Origin of the sequence: Bacillus sp. 2D03, from assembly GCF_003946765.1 — a bacterium.
GTDB lineage: Bacteria > Bacillota > Bacilli > Bacillales > Bacillaceae_G > Bacillus_A > Bacillus_A cereus.
Map to the genome: position 1 here is coordinate 263,269 of NZ_RPSJ01000003.1, position 21,306 is coordinate 284,574.

Below are 21,306 nucleotides of genomic sequence, written 5' to 3' on the forward strand. Positions count from 1 at the left end.
ACCCTTTTTAATAACCTAAGGGGGAGCAAATCGTGAAATTTTTTCAACGTTACAACTTTATTCAGCTCATTACGATTTCAACTCATTTATTCATTAACTACGTAAAAAAAGAGCTGAATTTATCAGCTCTTTTATTCGATATTAATTGTTGTCTTACTGCTTTTTTCTTCTTTCAATTTTGGCAATTCAATTGTCAACACGCCATCTTTATAATTTGCTCTAACATTTTTTTCCTCAACTTGTTTAAAACTAAAGCGTCGAGTTACAGAACCTATAGAACGTTCTTTACGAATATATGTGCCATTCTCATTTTTTTCTTCTACTTCATTATGGTTAGTTGCTTGAATCGTTAATACATCTAGTTCAAAATCAACTTGAATGTTTTCTTTTTGAAAACCTGGTAAATCTGCTTTCACAGTATATTTATCAGATTGCTCATGAACATCTACTTTAAAAGTATCCATGTTCAGTGGCTTAAAGAAAGCATCTGTCATCCCTTCTAATAAAGAAGGCCCAAAATCAAAAATACCATTTTGACGTTTTGTTATCTCTGGAAATAAATTACGCATATTTTTTCCTCCTTATTATTTATGAATGAAAGATTATCTCTTTCTGCCTTTATTATAACATTTGGTCAAAAAAGGTCAAAGTTTTTGTTTGACCTTTTTTGATGTATATTTTACCAAATAAAACACATGAGATATTTGACATCTCTTACATTTATAAAGAGGAATATATTTATATAATAACGAATAGTTTATATGCTCTTATTTTTCCTTAATGAGGTTACCTACAATGGGGTATATCGAAGAAATTAGAGAAGTTGTCGGATCAAGACCACTCAATTTATTAGGCGTTGCGGTAGCTGTTTTCAATGAACAAGGACAAATAAAAGAGACCTTTTTTAAAGGCCTCTTTTTTCACTTCACTTCTGCATGTAGGCATGACTTAAAATGTCCAAGTGCATATTCATGCCCTTGTGCATTAAAAGATGCAACCGCCTTTTCATAAACAACAATTTTAAACCCTTTATTATAAGCATCTACTGCTGTATGAAGAACACAAATATCAGTACAAACACCTACAAGATGAACTTCTGCTATTCCTCTTTCTCTTAGCTTCATCTCTAAGTCTGTTCCTGCAAATGCACTATACCGTGTTTTATCCATGTAATATACATTCTCTGCATTTTTATATGTTTCGTACACATCTTGTAATTCACCAAACAAATCTCTTCCATTTGTACCAGCTATATTATGAGGCGGGAATAACTTTGATTCTGGATGATATACATCATTTTCTTCATGTTTATCAATAGCAAAGACAACGTAATCTCCATTTTCAATATATTGCTTCGTTATATGTACAATTTCCTTCTCAATTTCCTGTCCTGGTTTCCCGCATGTTAAAGCGCCTTTCTCAGCTACAAAATCATATGTATAATCAATATTTATAAGAGCTCGTTTCATTACTATCTCTCCTTCTCCTGTTTCACAGTAAACAATAGAAAATTTGTTATTACGACATCGTATGTACTATTCGACATTTCAAATGAAATACCTACATTTTTCTTGCAAAACTCACCTTAATCCGAGTTTATCATAAAGTGAAACTTTAATCATTGGAGAGGTTGTTCATCTCCAATGATTATCAGCCCTCATCAATCGTGCATTTACAGGCAGTTGATCTCCCACCTAATCTCCTCACCTATACCGAGTTTTAAGGTAAGGTCTTACTGCCCGTTAGTGCGGGATATAATAGATAAACAATGGTAAAACAAATAGCTCCTATTAACAAGTCATGAATTTGATAATTGAGCGTTATTTGCATAAACTCTTATATCGTAAACCAAATTACTGCCATCATTAGGCTAATCAAAATGATACGAATACACCGATTCACGTATTCAGCCTCTTTCTCTGTCATAAGTAACAAGTGATTTCTTCCTATTTAATTGTATTAGAAAATGAAATAAGTTATTCACTCTTGCACACTCTAGTCCAAACAAAAAAGCACACTACTTTTTGAGTAATGTACTTTTTATTCATATTAAGACGCTGGTTTTGTCTCAAATGTTGCTTGATTAAAACTAATAACCTTTCCTTTCGGGTCATTGTTTTCATACTGAACTGCAGTAATTGTATGACTACCTGTTTCCAGCGTTTTTTCTTTTAACTGCACTGTTGTCTGCGTTGTACTAGTTACTTGATGTTTATCCGTATACATTTGATCTACAAATACGAATGTTTCTTTATCACTTTGAAAATTAGAAAGTTCTAATTCAACTTGCTGAATTAACGTATCCTTTTTGATGAATACAGTCGGTATATTGCCGTTTTCAGAAGTACCATCTGGAGTAATAACTTTTACTTTCCCTTCTCCAATTGACATTGCTCCTTCAGGAAATACAACCATATTCTCATCACTTGCGTTTACAACTTGTTCTTCCTGTTTTGATTGCGCGTCCTCTTTTTCCTGTGGAGCACCGCAACCAACTAATAACAATACAGACAATCCAGTGATTATGAATTTTTTCAAAATTCATCCCCCCTGTAACTTCATTATAATTTATTATACAAAAATAACTTTTAAATTTTGAGACTACTTTCAACACTTTCATGAACAAATAGAATCTTGCTCACGATTAATGTATCATACTTTCCTTAATAGAACATTAATTTTTTTTATGAAATAAATAGTAATTCCCTCTTATCTATCATTTTAGCCCAACATATGAATTACATACCCTCAAAAATAAAAAGACATTGTTAGTTCAATGTCTTTTCTATACAGCAATTAAAAAACAAACGTTGTAATCTCATCTACTTCTTTTCTTGGAAGTTTCTTCGGTTTATCTTTCGGAAATCCGAGTGAAATAACCATATTTATTTGTTTTTCAGGCTCAATTTGTAAATATTGGCGCAGTTCATCTTGAGCTAGCAATACTGGCCCTGTCATTGGACAAGTACCAAGTCCCTTTGCATGTGCAGCTAACATTAAGTTTTGTGCCGCTAAACAGCTACTCTTAATGCCTTCTTCTTCCCAAACTGAATCTGGAACAAAAGCAATTGGATCAAATATCTTTTCACGGAACTTTGATTCATATGGTGTTGCCAAACATACGATTAATACTGGTGCCTCCGAGAAAGCTGTTGCATATGGTCCGAAAGAACGTGTAAGTAATTTCCCTGCTTTCTCTTCTCCATTTTCTGCTGCTTTTGTCGCAAGTTTATGTAATGCATCCCATGTCATTTGTTCAATTTCTTTAATCTTCTCTCGATTCATGATAACTAAGAATTCCCACGTTTGTGAATTCGTATCACTTGGTGCGTAACGAGCACAATCAATTATTTCTTTTATATCATTAGTAGATACTTCTTGATCTGTAAACTTTCTAACACTTCGTCTTCCGTGAATTACTTCTTTAAAATCTTCATAATTCATATATTAAATCCCCTTTTTACAGCGTTTTCAAAACTTGTCCTATGCTTGAATTATATCATGAAAAAAAGCCGGAAGAATACCAGCTTTTTTCTTCATAATTAATTTGTCACTTTAAATAAACGAATACTCTCTTCGTATGCAGCTTGTAGTTTTTTCGTAATTGGTCCTCTTTCACCAGCCCCGAACTGTTCATCACCAATTTGAACGACTGGGAATATTTCAAGCGGCGTCGCTGTAAAGAAGCACTCCTCAGCGTCATATACTTCTTGTAATGAAAACTCTCGTTCCTCTACATCGATATGTAACTCTTTCGCTAATGTAATTACGTAGTGACGTGTAATACCATGTAAAATGAAATGATCCGCTGGATGTGTAATCAACTTATTATTCTTCACGATAAAGAAATTGGAATGACACCCTTCAGTCACAATGCCATCTCGTACTAATATTGCTTCTTGATACCCTTGTTCATTTATTTTGTTTTTGATCATGATATTAGGAAGCAAATTTAAAGATTTTATATGGCAAAACTTCCACCTGATGTCCTCTTCTACTGTCACCTTAATCCCTGCCTCCATTGAAGCAACTGGTCTTGGGAACGAAACAAGATTTGCAAAATATGTCGGTTGTAAATCTGATTCATATACATGATTGCGCGGTTGTGCACCTCTTGATATTTGTAAATATACATTCCCATCTTCTTGAAATTGATTTTTTTTAATCATTTGATATAACTCTTCTACTAATTCTTCCTTCGTAAATGGTGGAATTAGTTTTATTTCCGCCATAGAGTTAAAGAATCGTTCCAAATGTAAATCTAATAAATGAGGCTTGCCATCGTATAGTCTAAATACTTCATAAATCCCATCACCAAATTGGAAGCCTCGCTCTTCTAATGCGACCATCGGCTGTTCTTCCTTCGTATTAATCATTCTCCCATTAAACAAGATCCAATCTTTATGAGTAGCTTTCATTCTTCCCCACTCCTTTATCACATGATTGATTTTATTGTACAACTTATGACACCCTGAAAGAAGGAATTTTCTGTATTTTCACAAACAAAAAATACATCACTTCGTAAAAGTGATGTATTTTATCATTTATTTAAGGAAATATTTTTCAATATCATCTAACATAAGGTTCGCAGCTTTAATACCGCCTGCTGTATTCCAGATTACCTCATCTACTTGGAATACTTTGTTATTTTTAGAAGCCTGTAGTTGCTTAAAGAGTGGATCTTCTGTCCATTCCTTTGCTAACGAATTTCCTTCATTATTCTTATCTGCATCTTTATCAGACGTGAAATAGAATAAGTAGTCTCCGTCCATATTTGGAATCTGCTCTTTTGTAATTCCTTTTATCGCAAAATCATCTTTATCTTGTAATGGTGGTCGTTTAAATCCAATATCATTTAAAACGACGCCCGAGAATGAGTTTTTTTGATAAATACGAACATCACCTGGCACGAAACGAATAATAGAAACTTTAGAATTTAATTTATCGCCTAACTTCTCTTTCATTCCTTCAATGCGTTTTTTATAATCATCAAGAGCTTTTTGCCCTTCTTCTTCTTTATTTACAGCTTTTGTATAAAGTATAAAGTTTTCTTTCCAATCACCGCGTAATGTTTCTGCATAAACAGTTGGTGCGATTTCTTTTAGCTGATCATATATTTTTTCATGACGCATTTTATTTCCGATAATTAAATCTGGCTTAAGCTTCATTACAGCCTCTAAATTAATATCACGTTCAGTTCCTACAACTTCCGTGTTTTTTAACTCTTTCGCTAAATGAGGATACCATTCATCACCAGCACGTGGTTTCGTAGTCCCCACTGGCGTTACGCCCACAGCTAGGAGAGCCTCTGCGCCTTCATTTGTTAAAACAACAACTTTTTTAGGTGTACCATTTACTGTCGTTTCACCCATTGCATGCTTTACCGTATATGAACCTTTTGCTTTCGCTGATATATTATTTTCTTTTTTCTCTTCTTTACTACATCCTGCAATTACAACCATGAGTATCATAATGCAGAACATAATTAGTTTTTTAGTATGTATCATATGTCCTCCCTAGATGAAATCGATTATCATTAACATTTAAAGATTAATGTATCTTACATACATTGTCAATGTATATCAGAAAACTTTTTTAATATATACTATTTAGATTCTATCCGCTTTTCTAATGTTTCTTTTTAAAACATAGTGCATAAGTATGAAAAATAATGTTGTTATTAAAATGCGTATCCTTGTTATACATAACAAGGATACGCATCCATATTGCACTATCATTTCAATTCCTAATATTGAGTATACTTAATATATGCTGAGTCATTATATACCCACTGATTTCCCCCAAGGTTTAACCAACCATTTTCATTTATATATACTAAATAAGATTCTGGAGAATTTAATTGGCGGATAACTGCAGATGTAGTTGATGGACCACTTCTTAAATTTACATTCATCCCTTGTATATATGCAACCCCAATCGGGCTTCCATCACTATTGCTTGTCTTTACAAAATTAATGTACGAAGGATCATTATACACCCATTGTCCATTCCCCAAATCTAGCCATCCGTTACTTTCCTGATATACAACGTAAGATTCTGGAGAATTTAATTGACGAATAACTGAGGAAGAAGTTGATGGACCATTTCTTAAATTTACATTTTTCCCAAGAACATAAGCGATTCCCTTCGTTTGAGGTGTCGGTTGTGGGTTAGGGGGTTGTGGATTTGGAGCTACTCCCAAAATAGCTGCTATTCCATTTGCATACGCTTGACTTAGATCTTCAATAAATTGTGGATTTTTTAATAAATTCGCATCAAACGCTGTATCAATAAAAGCAGTCTCAGTTAAAATTGCATCCATTGCGGTTTCTCTTAATACCGCATAATTTTCTTTTTTTGCTCCTCGATCACGAAGACCATATTTTGTTAATACAGGATTGACAGCTGTATGCATTTTTTGTTGCTTTGCATATGCAGTGCTGCTATTGGATAACGCATTATAAATATAACTTTCAAAACCTGTACCCCCGCCGCTATTAATATGAAATGAAATAAAATAATCCGCACTGAAAGCATTAGCAATATTAGCACGTTCCGATAAAGAAATAAACACATCACTATCACGTGTCATTTTAATTGTAATTGGGTAATTTACCGTTAAAATGTCTCGAACGCGTCTAGCAATTTGAAGTGTTAAGTTTTTTTCTACTAAACCATTACCAACAGCACCAGAATCATATCCACCGTGCCCTGCGTCTATAACAAGTTTCATTTTATTGCCCCGCCCCTTTCTTGTAATATGTTCGCATTTCTACTCGTCCTATTTTATGTGAAATGTACAAGTTCTGTTACAATTGCAAATAAAAAAACCGCCTTATGTAAGGCGGTTTCTATCATCTTGCTTTAACCAATTTAAAATAAATATATACGATTGATAGTGAACATAACGTATGCAAAATAAAATAAATAAAAGTGCTATTCCAACACCACTATAAAGTAAACCAAACTTTAAAAAAACATTTACAAGTGGTGGAAAGTTCATTAGATTTTGTAATGTACTAAGCATACAAAACATAATGAAAAAGACAGGGATGTATTGTAATTCATATGGCTTTTTTTTCTTACTCATTCTTTTCCGAATGATTATATGACATAATTCTGCTACTATAAAGCACCCTCCAATTAATACAAGACCAGAAGTCATCGTCATACATCCACCTGCCTTATATTTATTGTATCGCATAAATAATCATCGTTATATTTTCTTTACATACTCTTCATCTTCTGAAGTAAAACCAAAACTCTCTATGAAAGACTTCGCCTTTTCTGTTAATTTCTCTTGTAGCACTTTTATTTCTTTCACATTTCTTTGTTTCATCATTTCTTCAAATGTAAAATACGTATTTGTACCATAACCGTAACCTTGGTAATCAAAATGAATAATTAGCTGTGATAAAACAGCCCGTTCCTCTTGTACACTATAATCTATTACACCAATATATGTATCATCAACTTTCACACAGTACTGTACCTTTTTCTCACCTAAACTATGCGATTTAAACATTTCTTTAACAACGCTTTCATTTTCTACAGTAACTTTCTCAAACGTAATCATATGTTGTCCATCCTTTTACTATTATTGTATCAATAATACTTCCTATTTATGAAAAAAACCTTAAGACCGTATGCGATCTTAAGGTTTTTCTAATTAAACTAAGCTATACGCACGTTTTGTTTCTTCATGGAACTTATTCGTATCGTATTTATGCTCAACATAAATTTGGTGCCATACCATAAACGCAAGTACAGTCCAAATTTTACGGCTATAATCGCCTTTATCTGCACAATGTGCTTCCAGTAAGTTTAATACATACTGTTTGTCGATTAAATGCTCTGTCTTACTTTCGTTTATAATATTTATAGCCCAATCATGCATTTCGTCTTTTAACCAGTGACGAATTGGTACTGGGAATCCAAGTTTTTTACGATCTAATACGTGATCTGGAACGATTCCGCGTGCTGCTTCACGTAAAATAGCTTTCGTAGTTCCGTTAGCAATCTTAAATTCAGTTGGAATTTTAGATGCAACATCGAATACTTCTTTATCTAAGAACGGTACACGAAGTTCTAATGAGTTTGCCATTGTCATTTTATCAGCTTTTAATAAAATGTCACCGCGTAACCATGTGAACATGTCAATGTACTGCATTTTACTTACATCATCATAATCTTTAATCTCGTTATACAATGGTTTCGTGATATCCATATAGTTAACACTTTCATTGTAATACTTCATTAATTCAGCTTTTTCTTCTTCACGGAAGATTTTAGCATTTCCATAGTAACGCTCTTCAATTGGTGTACATCCACGCTCTAGGAAGCTCTTACCTTTAAATCCTTCTTTAAGAGCACCACTTAATGCTTTTAGAACGCTCTTACCTGGGCTAGGAATGTAAGAGAACATTTTTAGTGAGTTTGGCTCACGGTAAATGTTATAACCACCAAATAGCTCGTCTGCGCCTTCACCAGAAAGAACAACTGTTACATGTTTACGTGCTTCTTTCGCAACGAAGTACAATGGTACAGCTGCTGGATCAGCTAAAGGATCATCCATATGCCAAATGATTTTTGGGAACTCATCCATAAATTCTTTCGCTGAAATGAATACGTTATGGTTTTTAACGCCTAATTTCTCAGCAGTTTCTTTCGCAACATCAACTTCACTGAAACCACGTTGCTCAAAACCAACAGAGAATGTTAAAAGATTTGGATTCATTTCTCTTGCGATAGAAGCGATGATAGATGAATCGATACCACCAGATAAGAATGAACCTACTGGTACATCACTACGCATATGCACTTTTACTGAATCATATAACACATCACGAATTGCTTGGATATGCTCCTCTTTCGTTGCACTTGAAGCGTTGAAATAAGGTTTCCAGTAGCGATGGATTTCCATCTCTTTACCGATTTCTTTTACGAAATAATGACCAGGCTCGATTTTATTAACATCAATTGTTAACGTTTCTGGCTCTGGACCATATTGGTACGTAAAGTAATGTTGTAGTGACGTTGGATTAACGCCTTTATCTTCCATCACATGCATAATACTTTTCTTCTCAGATGCGAAGAATGTAGTATCACCTTGTTGTGCGATGTATAAAGGTTTAATACCGAAGTGGTCACGTGCACCGAAAAGTTTCTTTTCCTCACGATCCCAAATCATAAATGCAAACATACCACGAAGGTAGTCTACACATTTTTCTTTCATATGTGCATACAATGCAATGATAACTTCTGTATCAGATTGCGTTGCAAACGTTGCACCTTTTTCAAGTAACATTTCACGTAATTCTACATAGTTGTAAATTTCACCATTAAAAATAATTACATATCGATCATTTTCATAAGTTAGCGGCTGATGTCCTGCCTCTAAGTCAATGATGCTTAAACGGCGGAAGCCAAATTGTACATGTTCATCACGAAAATATCCTTCGTCATCTGGACCACGGTGGAAAATCATCGTGTTCATATTTTCAAATTGATGTTTTTCTGTTTCTGAAAACTCTCTAGGGTTTTCACATAAACATCCTACAAAACCACACATACTTCTTACCCTCTTTCAGTTTTCATTCTGTCTCTATACTACTATATCAACCCTATTTATACTAGCATAATCAACTGAATATGGCGACCAAAAACTATAAAAAAATCACTCCATTTCACATTTTTAACAATTTTTTATGAAAACATGAAAACTAGGCACTCACCTTTCTCCGCTTTTGTCATATGATATTGCAAATTGATTTCTAGGAGGGAATACCATGAGTGAAGAAAAAAAAGATTCTTCTCGCCCACCGGTTCGTAATTACTTAAAGCAAATTGATGATTTCTTCGAGCAAACACCTCTTCGCAATGTAATCGCTGATTTAAATCATTTTTTCCAAAAAGGAAACCGTTTATTAACATTCCCTGTAGATTTATATGAAGTTGGTGAAGAACTCGTTGTTACAGCTGAACTACCAGGTATACAAAAAGAACAAATCCAAATTGAAATACAAAGTGAATACTTAAAAGTCTCTGTAAAAGAAGAGATACTTGAAGAGGAAGAAGAACAAACATCCCATAACTATTATCGCCGAGAACGTTCCATTTCAGAAGCATCAAGATTGATTAAATTGCCGTATTCAATTAATAAAAAAGCGGCAAAAGCTTCTTATCAAAACGGCGTATTAGAAATTCGTGCACCGAAACTTCCCCAGCAACATGACATTTTATCGATAGACTAATACAAAAAAAAATAAGGGTGCTATGCACCCTTATTTTTAACCCACTAATCGCTTCATATCACGTATAATGTCTTCGTATGGCGTATTACTAATGCCACTATACTTTTTCATTACTTTTCCGTTTTGATCAATTAAATAAAATGATGTCCCATGCATGACCTGACCGTTCTCCGGCTTATCAACAAGTGATTGGAAATTATCTTTTGAAAACTTTGTAATATCTTCTAACGAATACCCCGTTAATAAATTCCAGTTACTAGTATCCTCTGTAAACTTTTGAATAAAAGCTTTCAGATTTTCTGGCTTATCAAGGTCTGGATCTACACTAAATGAAACAAACTGAACGTCTAATTTCTCTTCTTTTGCCATCTTTTGAAGCTTGGCCATATTTGCAGTCATTGGTGGACAAACTGTCTGACAATTTGTAAACATAAAATCTGCAACCCAAACTTTCCCTTTTAAATCTTTTGTACCAAATTTCTTTCCATCTTGATTTGTAAATTGGAAGGTTTCTAAATCCCAATTTAATGGTTTACGAAGCTTTGAACCTGATTCACTACATCCAGCAAGTACAAAGAGACAAAATACAACCATAAGACCAATTATTTTTTGATAACGCTTCATTTATAAACCTCTTTTCTCTATCCTAAATTTAAATAGGTTATGTTTATAATAACAAAAGTTAACACTACGAGAAAATTGTTTACTACATTTGTTCACGAAATCGTACGAATTTACGTATGTTACTTCTTTATTTCAAGCGAATTACTAGACAAAATATATTTTTTTACTATTATTTCTCTAAATAAAAGTGATAAAACTAATTTCATTGTTACTTTTGTAAATACCTCTCCCTATTTTTTAACAATTCCTTAAACATTAATCCATGTTTTACACTGTATTCCTTAACAACATTTCGGTACAATACAAATACAACGATTTTAAATGAGGTGATGTTCATGGCAAAGCGCTATGAAAATATGGATAATGTTAGTACAAAAAAATCAATTCGCTCTTTTTTACGCTGGCGTAAAGAACGAAAGCAAAACAAAAAAGATTTTTCTTTCTTAGTAGAACAATCACCCGTTAAACAAAGTGCATTTTTGCAAAGTAATGTTGAAAAAACGACTATCACATGGATTGGGCATTCCACTTTTCTTATCCAAACGAATGGACTTAGTATATTAACAGATCCAGTATGGGCTAATAAATTAAAGCTAGTTCCAAGACTTACAGAACCTGGACTCTCTATAGAAGCACTACCTAAAATTGATATTGTCCTTATTTCACATGGTCATTATGATCATTTAGATTTTTCAACTCTTCGTCAGTTGAATGATGATGTTCTATATCTTGTACCTATTGGATTAAAAAAATTATTTACTCGTAAGAGATTTAAACATGTAGAAGAGTATAAATGGTGGGAAAGTACGATAATTAACGAAGTTTCTTTTCACTTCGTACCTGCTCAGCACTGGACGAGAAGATTCTTATTTGATATGAATACGTCTCACTGGGGCGGATGGATTATTGATAATGAAACGACTATGGAAACCATATATTTTTGTGGCGACAGTGGCTATTTCCAAGGTTTCAAAGAAATTGGTGAACGCTTTTTAATTGATATTGCTCTTATGCCCATTGGCGCTTATGAACCAGAATGGTTTATGAAAGTATCTCATGTTTCACCTGAAGAGGCCGTGCAAGCTTATTTAGATTTAAACGCTACACATTTTATACCAATGCATTACGGAGCTTTTGCACTCGCCGATGAAACACCTCGTGAAGCAATAACTAGACTTCGAAATAATTGGAATTTGCGCATGTTACCGTGGGAACAACTGCATGTACTCTTTTTAGGTCAAACTTTTATTTATAGTAACGCAACAAATGATAAGCAAATAAACGAAAAAATTGAAACTTTACATGTGTAACGTAATGACTGATTTTCTATATCCAACATATAATATAGAAAATCCTATAGTGAAACTTTAATTAGTGGGATTTCTTCATCCCCACTGATTATTTGCCTTCACCAATCAAGCTTTTACGGGCAGCCCGCTACCTAACCTCTTTGCTCCAGCTAAATTTGAGGTAGAGAGTTTTACTGTCCGCAAATAGCGGGATAAAGGGTGTTTTCTATGAATGAATATTTACAGACTCGCTATATCATTAGCGGTAGTGCCTGTGTAGCTCTTCTTATTTCTTACTTTCTATTTACATAAAAAAGCTACTTGAAATATATTTTCAAGTAGCTTTTTTATTACTCTGCTAAATACATAAATCCGATTGCGCCCGGACCTGTATGAGTACTAATAATAGGCGTTGTATAAAAAATTTCTGATTGAGCAAATCCACTCACTTTTTCAACCGCCGCTTTCATACTTTCAGCTAAAGGAATTGCTTTCGCATGCGGAATTGCAACAGCTTTTACGACTTTTCCAGCCGTATCTTGCTCAAATAACTTAGCTAATGTTTTTACAATTTGGCCTTGGCTACGAACTTTCGTTACAGGATTATAAACACCGTCTTCAAGACTAGCAATTGGCTTTATATTAAGTAGCGAACCGATAAACGCTTTTCCTTTACCGATACGTCCACCCTTCACTAAGTTTTCTAATGTATCCACTACTACATATAAACGAGTATTCTTTCTTACTTCATCTACACGTTTTAAAATTTCTTCTAGTGAGCGTCCGTCATTTGCCATTTTTGCAGCTTCAATTACTTGATATGCTAAAGCATGTGTAATAAATTGAGAATCAACAACTGTTACTTTTGTATCAGTCATTGATGCAGCGCTATTTGCAGTTGCTACAGTACCGCTCATTCCACTTGTCATATGGATAGAAAGGACTTCGCTTCCATCTTCCCCTAGCTTGTCATACATTTCTACAAATGTACCCATAGCTGGTTGTGATGTTTTTGGTAATTCCTCTGATTTAATCATTTCTTCAATAAATTCGTCAGGTTGTAAATCAACGCGATCTAAATATGTTTGTCCATTTACAGAGATTGATAATGGTAAAACATGAATGTCATACTTTTCGATTACGTCTTGTGATAAATCTGCCGTTGAATCTGTTACAATTTTAATTTTTTGCATACTATACTTCTTCCCTTTCCAATACGCTCTCCTTGTTATTATACTAGTATTCCCATTGCTTTCAACAATTTGGAACGAAATTTCATCAAATTAATTATATTTTCATATCTAAAATGAAAAAGACAGAGTTTACTAACCCTGTCCGTACTTCGTATCATGCATTTTTTTCAAGGGTATTTGTTTTATATACATTTAAATAATCATTCCACTTCAAACAATTTTGTAAATATTCACGGAAAGAATACGAAAATCTTGGGTGTTTTTGTCTTTGAATTTTTGCAATAAATAATTGAAGACGAGACTGAATTAGAAACGATAATGGATGCTGTGCCTGTAGGACAGGGATTTCGAATATTTTAATGCAATCCCCTGTTGAATGAGTGAAATAAAAACTTTTCGTAATCACAATATCAATCCTCTTTTTCATTGGATTTTTGAACTTCCTCTACTTTGCGCTGTAACACGTTGTTTAAAGTGGAGTAAAATCAGACTTATATGATTTCTGTAGTCCTTATGGCTAGAAGATTTATACTCTATTCATCTCCACCTAATTCACCTTCCCGTCCTAAATATCTCTGAGACGGGAATCTCATTATCCATCAATTGTTTAATACATTTAGTATAAGCTTATAAAAGCGCAAAGTTTGTCTAAATTTTGGAGATTCTATAATTTTTTTCTTCTATATATTGTATACGTTTATAGCTATAGTATAACAAATAAATAAAAAAGTGCCTTTATAACGAGGCACTTTTCGACTGCATTTCTTCTCTTTTCTTTTTCCTCTTACTAACAACCTTTGATAACGCAATACTTACTTCATAAATACAAATAAGCGGCACTGCAACTAAACTATGAGATAAAAAGTCTGGCGGTGATATACAAGATGCAATGATAATTAATGCTACGTAAGCATACCTTCTTATTTTTATTAAAAATTCCGCCGTAAGTATTCCAATACTAGTTAAAAACATTACAACGACTGGCAATTCAAAAATCACAGCAAATGGAACTGTTAAATTAAGTACAAAATGAAAATACTTTTCTGTCGTAAACATCGTATTAAACATTTCATTACCTATCGTAGTTAAAAAGTGAAATAGAAACGGCATTACAATGAAATATCCAAAACATAAACCTGCGAGAAATAATATAGACAATACCGGTATATACATTATTGTCATCTTTTGTTCATTTGGATGTAAACCCGGTTTTACAAATAACCAAATTTGTATAGCAGCAAAAGGAATTGTACAAACGATAGCAAATACTGTAGCAATCGAGAAAAAAATCCACAATACATCACTTGGACCGAGAACAGTTAATTTCATTGGTAAATCTTTTACAAGCCAAAAATAAATATCCTTTGTAAAAGTAAATCCAATAATTAAAAATAGTACAAAGGATAACACCGTATATATTACTCTTTTTCGAAGCTCAACAATATGTTCTACTACGCTCATTTCCCGATCTTCCATCTCGTTCACCACACTTTATTTATCCATTACAAGGAAAATACACTACATTTTTTCTTTCTTTTCCTTTTCTTGAAATGCGTCATCTGTCAATTCTTTCGTTGATTTTTTAAACTCTTTTAACGTTTCCCCTAAAGCCTTCCCGATTTCCGGCAATTTTTTAGGTCCAAATAAAATGAGTACTGCTACTAAAATTAAAATTAACCCTGGAAAGCCAATATTTGAAAACATTTCCCCATCCCCTTTATTAGTAGTTTCCTTGTCCTACTATTACATAATTTTATTTTGTCAAAAAAGTTTGAAAACGTCAACAAATCCATTGTCTTTTATCAAAAAAATTCAAAAATATAATCAATTATACAAATTTCATTTTCTATTGCTCTTGTGTATGATATGGTAAGGGAAATGACATATTATTTTATGATAGTAGAAAGGATTTGCATTATGACTGAAAAAATGACACGAATGACCCAATTTGTAAAAGAAGAAATTGCAAATGCAATTACACATGGTATCGGTGCCATTTTAAGCATCCCTGCCTTAATCATATTGATTATTCATGCTTCTAAGCACGGTACCGCATCAGCTGTAGTTGCATTTACTGTTTATGGTGTAAGCATGTTCTTACTGTACTTGTTTTCAACATTGCTACATAGCATTCATCATCCTAAAGTAGAAAAAATATTTACTATTTTAGATCATTCAGCCATTTACTTATTGATTGCTGGCACGTATACTCCTTTTCTACTTATTACACTTCGTGGCCCATTAGGATGGACGTTGCTTGCTATAATATGGACACTAGCAATCGGAGGTATCGTCTTCAAAATTTTCTTTGTACGTCGCTTTATAAAGGCTTCAACTTTATGTTACATCATTATGGGTTGGCTCATAATCGTTGCCATTAAACCACTTTATGAAAATCTAACTGGACATGGTTTTTCACTACTTTTAGCAGGTGGAATTTTATATTCTGTCGGAGCTATATTCTTCCTTTGGGAAAAGCTACCTTTCAACCATGCCATATGGCACCTGTTCGTTTTAGGTGGTAGTGCGATGATGTTCTTCTGTGTACTCTTTTATGTCTTACCTACAGCATAATAAAAAAGGATTCAGCTTACTATAAGCTGAATCCTTTTTTATTACTTATGTAATTGTGATGCGATAACTTCCTGTGTATGCTTCGTTAATTCTTTAATATCCATATTCGCATAATCTTCAGGTGTAATCGGCTTAGAAATTGTTACTGTTGCATGAGCTGGCTTCATACGATTTCCATTCGCTTCAAACATCTTATATGTACCATCTAACGTTACAGGTAAAATTGCTACACCTGACTTTACTGCAAGATGAAAACTACCAGCCTTAAACTCTCCAACTTCGCCACCCTTACTTCTCGTTCCTTCAGGGAAAATTACGATAGAATGTCCATTCTTTAATAGTTCAATTCCATCTTTAATCGCTTGAAGAGATTGACGACGATCGCTACGATCCATAAATACACAATTCATAAGTTCCATCCAAGTTGGTACAACTGGGAACTTTTTAATCTCTGCTTTTGAAACGAATCCAATTGGTTTATTTAAGTAACCTAGTAAAACAGGGATATCCATATTACTTTGGTGATTACTTACAACTAGTACTGGCTTGTCTTTCGGAACATTTTCAAGTCCTTTCACTTCTACTGCCCCTCCAGCTACACGTACCATTTTCTTACCAAACCAATTTGTCGTTTTATACACAGCATTATCTTTTTCTTTTGGCGCCATCGTATTTACTTGTCTTTTAAGACGCCACATTCTCGGTGTAATCGCAATTACGATTAAAATTAAATAAAAGATTTTAAAAAACGTTTGAATCATACAGAACCCCCACCTATTATCATTCCGACCTTCATTATACTAGACAAACGAAGGAAAAAGAAGAAAAAAAGTCCAAACAGCAAGTGTTTGGACTTTTTAAGCATTCTATATTAGAAACGTTTTGCTAATTCACGAGCATTAGCAATTGCTGCTTCTTTAATTTCTTGTGCTTTTTCAGGGTTTGCATTCATACCTTCAACTGCGATATATTCAGTATCATTTACACCGACAAATCCTAATACAGTCTTTAAGTGATTGCGACCGAAGTCTACAGCTGCGTATGCTCCTTCAGAATATACGCCACCTGTTGCCTGAATGTGAAGTGCTTTTTTACCTTCTAATAAGCCGACTGGACCATTTTCAGTATATTTGAATGTTTTACCTGCGATTGCTACGTTATCTAAGTATGCTTTTACTACTGGTGGATAGCTAAAGTTCCACATTGGAGTTACGAATACATAACGATCTGCATTCATAAATGTTTCTAAGTTTGTGTTCATTGCTGCTACTTTTTGTTGTTGAACTTCAGTTAAAGCTTCAAAGCCTTCACCTGCTGCAAATTTACCCCAAGCAGCAAATACATCTGCATCAATTGCTGGTACTGTAGTATTGAATAAATCAATTGTTACAACTTCGTCTTGTGGATGTTCATTTTTATAAGCTTCGATGAAAGCTTCCCCTACTGCCATTCCGAAAGAACCTTCTGCTGAATTTGGATTTGCTGTAATAAATAGTACTTTTGTCATTGTATTCTCTCCCTTTTTTCTCTTTATCTTTAATTCAAGATTTATTTTTTAAAAGTTAACAACTTACCTTATGTAAGTATAATACAAAAAGTTTTAATCAATGTCAATAAAAAATAGCTACTTTTTTTTCGTAAGTTAATGATTTACTTTGTTTCCTTAAAATTTAGTATACAGATATTAAGAACTCTTTCATATAAAAAGGCTACCTCTACAACTTATAGAGATAGCCTTCTATTACATATTATTTTTGAAATACATGTTTTACTTTTTCAGCTGGAATATTACTTCCGCCTCTACCTTTTACATCTTCAATCATCATTGTAATGACCATATCTGGTGAATTTAAATCAAATGCAGCGAACCAACCTAGTTCTTTTCCTTCGGCCTCTTTTGATACTTTTAATTCCGCTGTACCTGTTTTTCCAGCAAGAGTCATGCCATCAATTTTAGCAATTTTCCCTGTACCATCTGGATCATTAATTACTTTCGTCATTGCAGTTTTTAATATATCCTGATTTCCTTTAGAAATTACATTTTCTTTCCAAGCTTTTGGTTGTTTATCTGTTTTAATAATATACGGTGACGGAATCGCTCCATCATTTACAATTGGCGCATACGTTAAAGCTAAATGAAGAGGAGTCATTAATACTTGTCCTTGTCCATATCCTGTATCTGCCATTTGAATATCATTTTTAATGCCGTCATTTGCAATTTTAGAAGCAGGGAATCCATATTCAATTGGTAGTTTCTCATCGAATCCGAATTTTTTTGCTTCACTCATAAACTTGTCTTTTCCGATTTTTAAAGCTTCTTGTGCGAAGTAAATATTATCCGAGTATTTCATCGCCTTATCAAGATCAATCGGATTTGCATCTTTCACACGCGTTACATAGTAATTACCCCAAGAAGAATCTTTTGTCCATTTTAATCCTTCAATTTTCAACTCTTCTTTTGGATCAATCGTTTTCGTTTCAAGACCAATTGCAGCTGTAATAGGTTTAAATACAGAACCTGGTACCGACAATTGTGTAAAGCGATTTGTCATTGGTTTTTTCAGATCATTATTCCACGCTTCGCGTTGTGCCTTTGATGTCCCTCGTGCAATTATATTAGGATCATATGCTGGACTACTTACTAGTGCAATTGTTTCTCCACTTTTCGGATTAATTGCTGCACTTGAACCAGCTTCGCCCTTCATTTCATTATACGTTTTTTCTTGAACAACACTATCAATAGTTAAAGTTACATTTTCTCCATCAACAGCATCTGTTTTTGCTAAATTTTTAATTTCTTTTCCTTGCGCATCTTCTACAAAGACACGGCCACCTTTTTTACCGCGTAGCTTTTCCTCTAATACTTGCTCTAAGCCAGCTTTACCAACTGGGTCATCAGCTTGATAGCCTTTCTTTTGTAGCGTTTTTAAATCTTCAGCATTTACCTTTCCAATATAACCAGTCAGATGAGCTGCCGCTTCCCCTAACGGATATGTACGAACATTTACAGGTTTTGTTGAAACACCTGGTAAATCAATGTACGTATTTTGTGTTGCCCCTTCAGGCAAAATTCCAATTGGTACGAGATACCCTGGTTTTACCCATTTAGCAGCTAATTTTTGATCAATTTCTTCTACAGACATATTTAATAACTTCGCTACTGTTTCTTTCGTCTGCGGAGCAGTATCCCCTAACTTTTCAGGAATCAATCCGATTTCAGAAGCTTTCCCATTCGTTGCAAGACCTTTTCCATTACGATCGTATATTTCACCACGTTTTGGCTGTGTTGTCTGCATACGCACTTTACTATCTTTCGTCATGCCAGGGAAAATAAAATCAGGAGTCCAATCTATTTTCCAAGATTCTTTATCTCCATCTTTTTCTTTCACCATTTTTGCTTCATGACCAAATGTGATTTTACCACCAACTGTATCCATGCTTACTTTAAAAGGAACAGGACCTTCATCTTTTTTATCTTCTTTTACTTCCCCTGGTTCTACCTTTAAGTCTTTCACTTCGATACCAGAATAAATTTTTTCATATTTCTCAGTAAACTCTTTCTTTGAAATATCTTTTTTTGCATTTTTTGATAGTTGATCATACATATCTGCAAATTTTTGTTTATTCCACGCTTTTACATATGTATCAAACGCTTCTTGTGGTTTTTCTTCTTTACCACATCCAACTAACATGAATGTTAAGCAAAGAAAAAGAATCCCCCATATCTTTCTCAATCGATTCTCCTCCTCTTTCTATATTAGTACTTTTGAAAATTTTAGCATTTTTACATGCTACCTATCATTATAGCACTATCGAATCTCATCTATAAACTTATATTGGTGAATACAAATAAAAAGATTGACGTGAATTCTCACATCAATCTTTTTTATTATTGTTGCTTCTCATATACATGGTAATAATACGTATACGGGTTTTTTTCATCCGTTAAACCTTTTTCTACAAAAATCTCTTTCCAATTTGTCATATCCATTTCTGGGAAGAATGTATCTCCTTCAAATGCATAATGGATTTTTGTTATATATAACTTGTCTACATAAGGTAAAAAGAGATCGTAAATTTGCGCTCCGCCAAAAATAAAAATCTCTTCTTCATTTTTACATAGTTCAAATACTTCTTCTACAGAATGAACAACTTCACAGCCTTCAACATGATACCCTTCATTACGAGTTACAATAATATTACGTCTTCCAGGCAGTGGTCTACCAATCGCTTCATAGTTCTTTCTTCCCATAATAAGCGGGTGGCCCATCGTTGTTTTCTTCACGTATTGTAATTCACTCGGTAAACGCCAAGGTAAATTATTATCTTTACCAATTACTCTATTTTCGTCCATCGCGACCATAAATGAAACAATCATTTTTTCATCTCCTCTACAATTATACTGCAACCGGTGCTTTAATTGCTGGATGCGGATCGTATCCTTCAATCGTTAAATCTTCCATTTCAAAATCAAACACAGATTTCACATCTGGATTTAATGTAAGTTTCGGGAATGGACGTGGTTCACGTGCCAATTGCTTTTCTACTTGTTCAAAATGATTTGTATAAATGTGTGCATCTCCAATTGTATGAACAAATTCTCCTACTTCAAGACCACATTCATGTGCAATTAAATGTGTTAGTAGTGAATAACTTGCGATGTTAAATGGAATTCCAAGGAATATGTCACCACTTCTTTGATATAGCTGACAAGAAAGTTTTCCGTCCGCTACATAAAATTGGAATAATGTATGACAAGGCGGTAATGCCATACTCGGTACGTCTTCAGGATTCCAAGCAGAAACGATTAAACGACGCGAGTCTGGTGTTTTTTTAATCATTTCAATTACATCTTTTAATTGATCAAGTGTCTCACCAGCTGTCGTTTTCCAAGAACGCCATTGTTTACCGTAAACGTCTCCTAAATAACCATATTTATTTGAGAACTCATCATCTTCTAAAACGTTCTTTTTAAACAATTCCATTTGCTCATCGTACTGTACTTTAAATTCTTCATCTTGTTGTGAACGAAGACCAAAATCAGTCATGTCAGGACCAGTATACTCATCACTTTCTACCCAGCTCTTAAACGCCCATTCATTCCAAATGTTATTATTATGCTGCAATAAATAGCGAATATTTGTATCACCTTTCATAAACCAAAGTAGTTCACTTGCTACAAGGCGAAATGGTACTCTTTTTGTCGTTAATAAAGGAAATCCTTTGCTCAAATCAAAACGCATTTGATATCCAAATACAGATACAGTTCCTGTCCCTGTACGATCTTCTTTCTTCGTACCATGTTCCATTACATGGCGGCATAAATTTAAGTATTCATTTTCAGCATGTTTCATATGTAGGAAAACCTTCTTT

Annotated in this window: 23 protein-coding genes and 2 pseudogenes; 4 read left to right on the top strand and 21 right to left on the bottom strand. The window is 33.8% G+C overall.

Going from position 1 to position 21,306, the window contains the following annotated elements:
* Nucleotides 1–131: 131 nt before the first annotated feature.
* Nucleotides 132–569 carry an Hsp20/alpha crystallin family protein gene (locus tag EBQ15_RS09560; RefSeq protein ID WP_001245049.1) on the bottom strand — a complete coding sequence of 146 codons (438 nt, stop codon included), beginning with the start codon at nt 567–569 and terminating at the stop codon, nt 132–134.
* A gap of 226 nt (nt 570–795) precedes the next feature.
* On the opposite strand from EBQ15_RS09560, the pseudogene EBQ15_RS31560 reads away from it, so the two are divergent.
* Nucleotides 796–891, top strand: a pseudogene (locus EBQ15_RS31560) (DNA mismatch repair protein MutT); the annotation flags it as partial.
* A 29-nt stretch (nt 892–920) separates the two neighbouring features.
* On the opposite strand, the gene EBQ15_RS09570 reads toward EBQ15_RS31560, so the two are convergent.
* The 10 genes and pseudogenes from EBQ15_RS09570 to asnB all read right to left on the bottom strand — a co-directional run bounded on the left by EBQ15_RS09570 (nt 921) and on the right by asnB (nt 9,571).
* Entirely contained in the window at nt 921–1,469 is a 549-nt protein-coding gene (locus EBQ15_RS09570) for a cysteine hydrolase family protein (RefSeq protein ID WP_000816758.1), read from the bottom strand.
* 250 nt (nt 1,470–1,719) lie between these two features.
* Nucleotides 1,720–1,984, bottom strand: a pseudogene (locus EBQ15_RS31870) (hypothetical protein).
* A gap of 65 nt (nt 1,985–2,049) precedes the next feature.
* Nucleotides 2,050–2,538 carry a putative periplasmic lipoprotein gene (locus EBQ15_RS09580; RefSeq protein ID WP_000713496.1) on the bottom strand — a complete coding sequence of 163 codons (489 nt, stop codon included), beginning with the start codon at nt 2,536–2,538 and terminating at the stop codon, nt 2,050–2,052.
* A gap of 258 nt (nt 2,539–2,796) precedes the next feature.
* A complete protein-coding gene (locus tag EBQ15_RS09585; RefSeq protein WP_001105290.1) occupies nt 2,797–3,444 on the bottom strand; it encodes a nitroreductase family protein in 648 nt (215 codons plus the stop codon).
* A 98-nt stretch (nt 3,445–3,542) separates the two neighbouring features.
* On the bottom strand, nt 3,543–4,418 hold the full coding sequence (dat, locus tag EBQ15_RS09590; RefSeq protein WP_000648387.1) for a D-amino-acid transaminase: 876 nt from the start codon (nt 4,416–4,418) through the stop codon (nt 3,543–3,545).
* Between the two features lie 126 nt (nt 4,419–4,544).
* Nucleotides 4,545–5,507, bottom strand: coding sequence for an ABC transporter substrate-binding protein (locus EBQ15_RS09595; protein WP_000581994.1), 963 nt, complete (start codon nt 5,505–5,507; stop codon nt 4,545–4,547).
* A gap of 239 nt (nt 5,508–5,746) precedes the next feature.
* Nucleotides 5,747–6,733, bottom strand: a complete 987-nt coding sequence (locus tag EBQ15_RS09600; RefSeq protein ID WP_000779894.1) for an N-acetylmuramoyl-L-alanine amidase — start codon at nt 6,731–6,733, stop codon at nt 5,747–5,749.
* 102 nt (nt 6,734–6,835) lie between these two features.
* On the bottom strand, nt 6,836–7,165 hold the full coding sequence (locus EBQ15_RS09605) for a hypothetical protein (RefSeq protein ID WP_000200459.1): 330 nt from the start codon (nt 7,163–7,165) through the stop codon (nt 6,836–6,838).
* Nucleotides 7,166–7,216: 51 nt separating this feature from the next.
* Entirely contained in the window at nt 7,217–7,576 is a 360-nt protein-coding gene (locus EBQ15_RS09610) for a GNAT family N-acetyltransferase (protein ID WP_000627523.1), read from the bottom strand.
* 93 nt (nt 7,577–7,669) lie between these two features.
* The gene (asnB, locus tag EBQ15_RS09615) at nt 7,670–9,571 is read right to left on the bottom strand and encodes an asparagine synthase (glutamine-hydrolyzing) (protein ID WP_000333816.1); all 1,902 of its coding nucleotides are present in this window, start codon (nt 9,569–9,571) and stop codon (nt 7,670–7,672) included.
* Between the two features lie 217 nt (nt 9,572–9,788).
* Between asnB and EBQ15_RS09620 the strand changes: the two genes are divergently transcribed.
* Nucleotides 9,789–10,253 (top strand): Hsp20/alpha crystallin family protein, encoded by a 465-nt coding sequence (locus EBQ15_RS09620; protein ID WP_001288085.1) that lies wholly within the window; start codon nt 9,789–9,791, stop codon nt 10,251–10,253.
* A 36-nt stretch (nt 10,254–10,289) separates the two neighbouring features.
* On the opposite strand, the gene EBQ15_RS09625 is transcribed toward EBQ15_RS09620, so the two are convergent.
* Nucleotides 10,290–10,877: an SCO family protein gene (locus EBQ15_RS09625; RefSeq protein ID WP_000833331.1), complete on the bottom strand. Its 588-nt coding sequence runs from the start codon at nt 10,875–10,877 to the stop codon at nt 10,290–10,292.
* Between the two features lie 335 nt (nt 10,878–11,212).
* On the opposite strand from EBQ15_RS09625, the gene EBQ15_RS09630 reads away from it, so the two are divergent.
* Nucleotides 11,213–12,187, top strand: a complete 975-nt coding sequence (locus EBQ15_RS09630) for an MBL fold metallo-hydrolase (RefSeq protein ID WP_001129634.1) — start codon at nt 11,213–11,215, stop codon at nt 12,185–12,187.
* Between the two features lie 329 nt (nt 12,188–12,516).
* Here the strand turns inward: EBQ15_RS09630 and EBQ15_RS09635 are convergent, their stop codons facing one another.
* From EBQ15_RS09635 to EBQ15_RS09650, 4 genes are all read right to left on the bottom strand, one after another.
* A complete protein-coding gene (locus EBQ15_RS09635) occupies nt 12,517–13,359 on the bottom strand; it encodes a DegV family protein (RefSeq protein WP_001169470.1) in 843 nt (280 codons plus the stop codon).
* Between the two features lie 154 nt (nt 13,360–13,513).
* Nucleotides 13,514–13,765, bottom strand: coding sequence for a DUF2535 family protein (locus tag EBQ15_RS09640; protein WP_000629013.1), 252 nt, complete (start codon nt 13,763–13,765; stop codon nt 13,514–13,516).
* Nucleotides 13,766–14,094: 329 nt separating this feature from the next.
* Nucleotides 14,095–14,835: a twin-arginine translocase subunit TatC gene (tatC, locus tag EBQ15_RS09645; protein WP_000390120.1), complete on the bottom strand. Its 741-nt coding sequence runs from the start codon at nt 14,833–14,835 to the stop codon at nt 14,095–14,097.
* A gap of 42 nt (nt 14,836–14,877) precedes the next feature.
* On the bottom strand, nt 14,878–15,063 hold the full coding sequence (locus tag EBQ15_RS09650) for a twin-arginine translocase TatA/TatE family subunit (RefSeq protein ID WP_000492443.1): 186 nt from the start codon (nt 15,061–15,063) through the stop codon (nt 14,878–14,880).
* A 213-nt stretch (nt 15,064–15,276) separates the two neighbouring features.
* Here EBQ15_RS09650 and trhA point away from each other — a divergent pair, with 213 nt between their 5' ends.
* On the top strand, nt 15,277–15,933 hold the full coding sequence (gene trhA, locus EBQ15_RS09655) for a PAQR family membrane homeostasis protein TrhA (protein WP_000136889.1): 657 nt from the start codon (nt 15,277–15,279) through the stop codon (nt 15,931–15,933).
* A gap of 41 nt (nt 15,934–15,974) precedes the next feature.
* Here trhA and EBQ15_RS09660 read toward each other — a convergent pair whose 3' ends face one another.
* The 5 genes from EBQ15_RS09660 to EBQ15_RS09680 form a co-directional block, all read right to left on the bottom strand.
* Nucleotides 15,975–16,694, bottom strand: coding sequence for a lysophospholipid acyltransferase family protein (locus EBQ15_RS09660; protein WP_000616577.1), 720 nt, complete (start codon nt 16,692–16,694; stop codon nt 15,975–15,977).
* 110 nt (nt 16,695–16,804) lie between these two features.
* The gene (locus EBQ15_RS09665) at nt 16,805–17,440 is read right to left on the bottom strand and encodes an FMN-dependent NADH-azoreductase (protein ID WP_000170025.1); all 636 of its coding nucleotides are present in this window, start codon (nt 17,438–17,440) and stop codon (nt 16,805–16,807) included.
* Between the two features lie 241 nt (nt 17,441–17,681).
* Nucleotides 17,682–19,667 (bottom strand): penicillin-binding protein 3, encoded by a 1,986-nt coding sequence (gene pbpC / locus EBQ15_RS09670; RefSeq protein WP_001227230.1) that lies wholly within the window; start codon nt 19,665–19,667, stop codon nt 17,682–17,684.
* 155 nt (nt 19,668–19,822) lie between these two features.
* Nucleotides 19,823–20,311: a dihydrofolate reductase gene (locus tag EBQ15_RS09675; protein WP_000637207.1), complete on the bottom strand. Its 489-nt coding sequence runs from the start codon at nt 20,309–20,311 to the stop codon at nt 19,823–19,825.
* Between the two features lie 19 nt (nt 20,312–20,330).
* Nucleotides 20,331–21,287 (bottom strand): thymidylate synthase, encoded by a 957-nt coding sequence (locus EBQ15_RS09680; RefSeq protein WP_000679611.1) that lies wholly within the window; start codon nt 21,285–21,287, stop codon nt 20,331–20,333.
* Between the last annotated feature and the right edge of the window lie 19 nt (nt 21,288–21,306).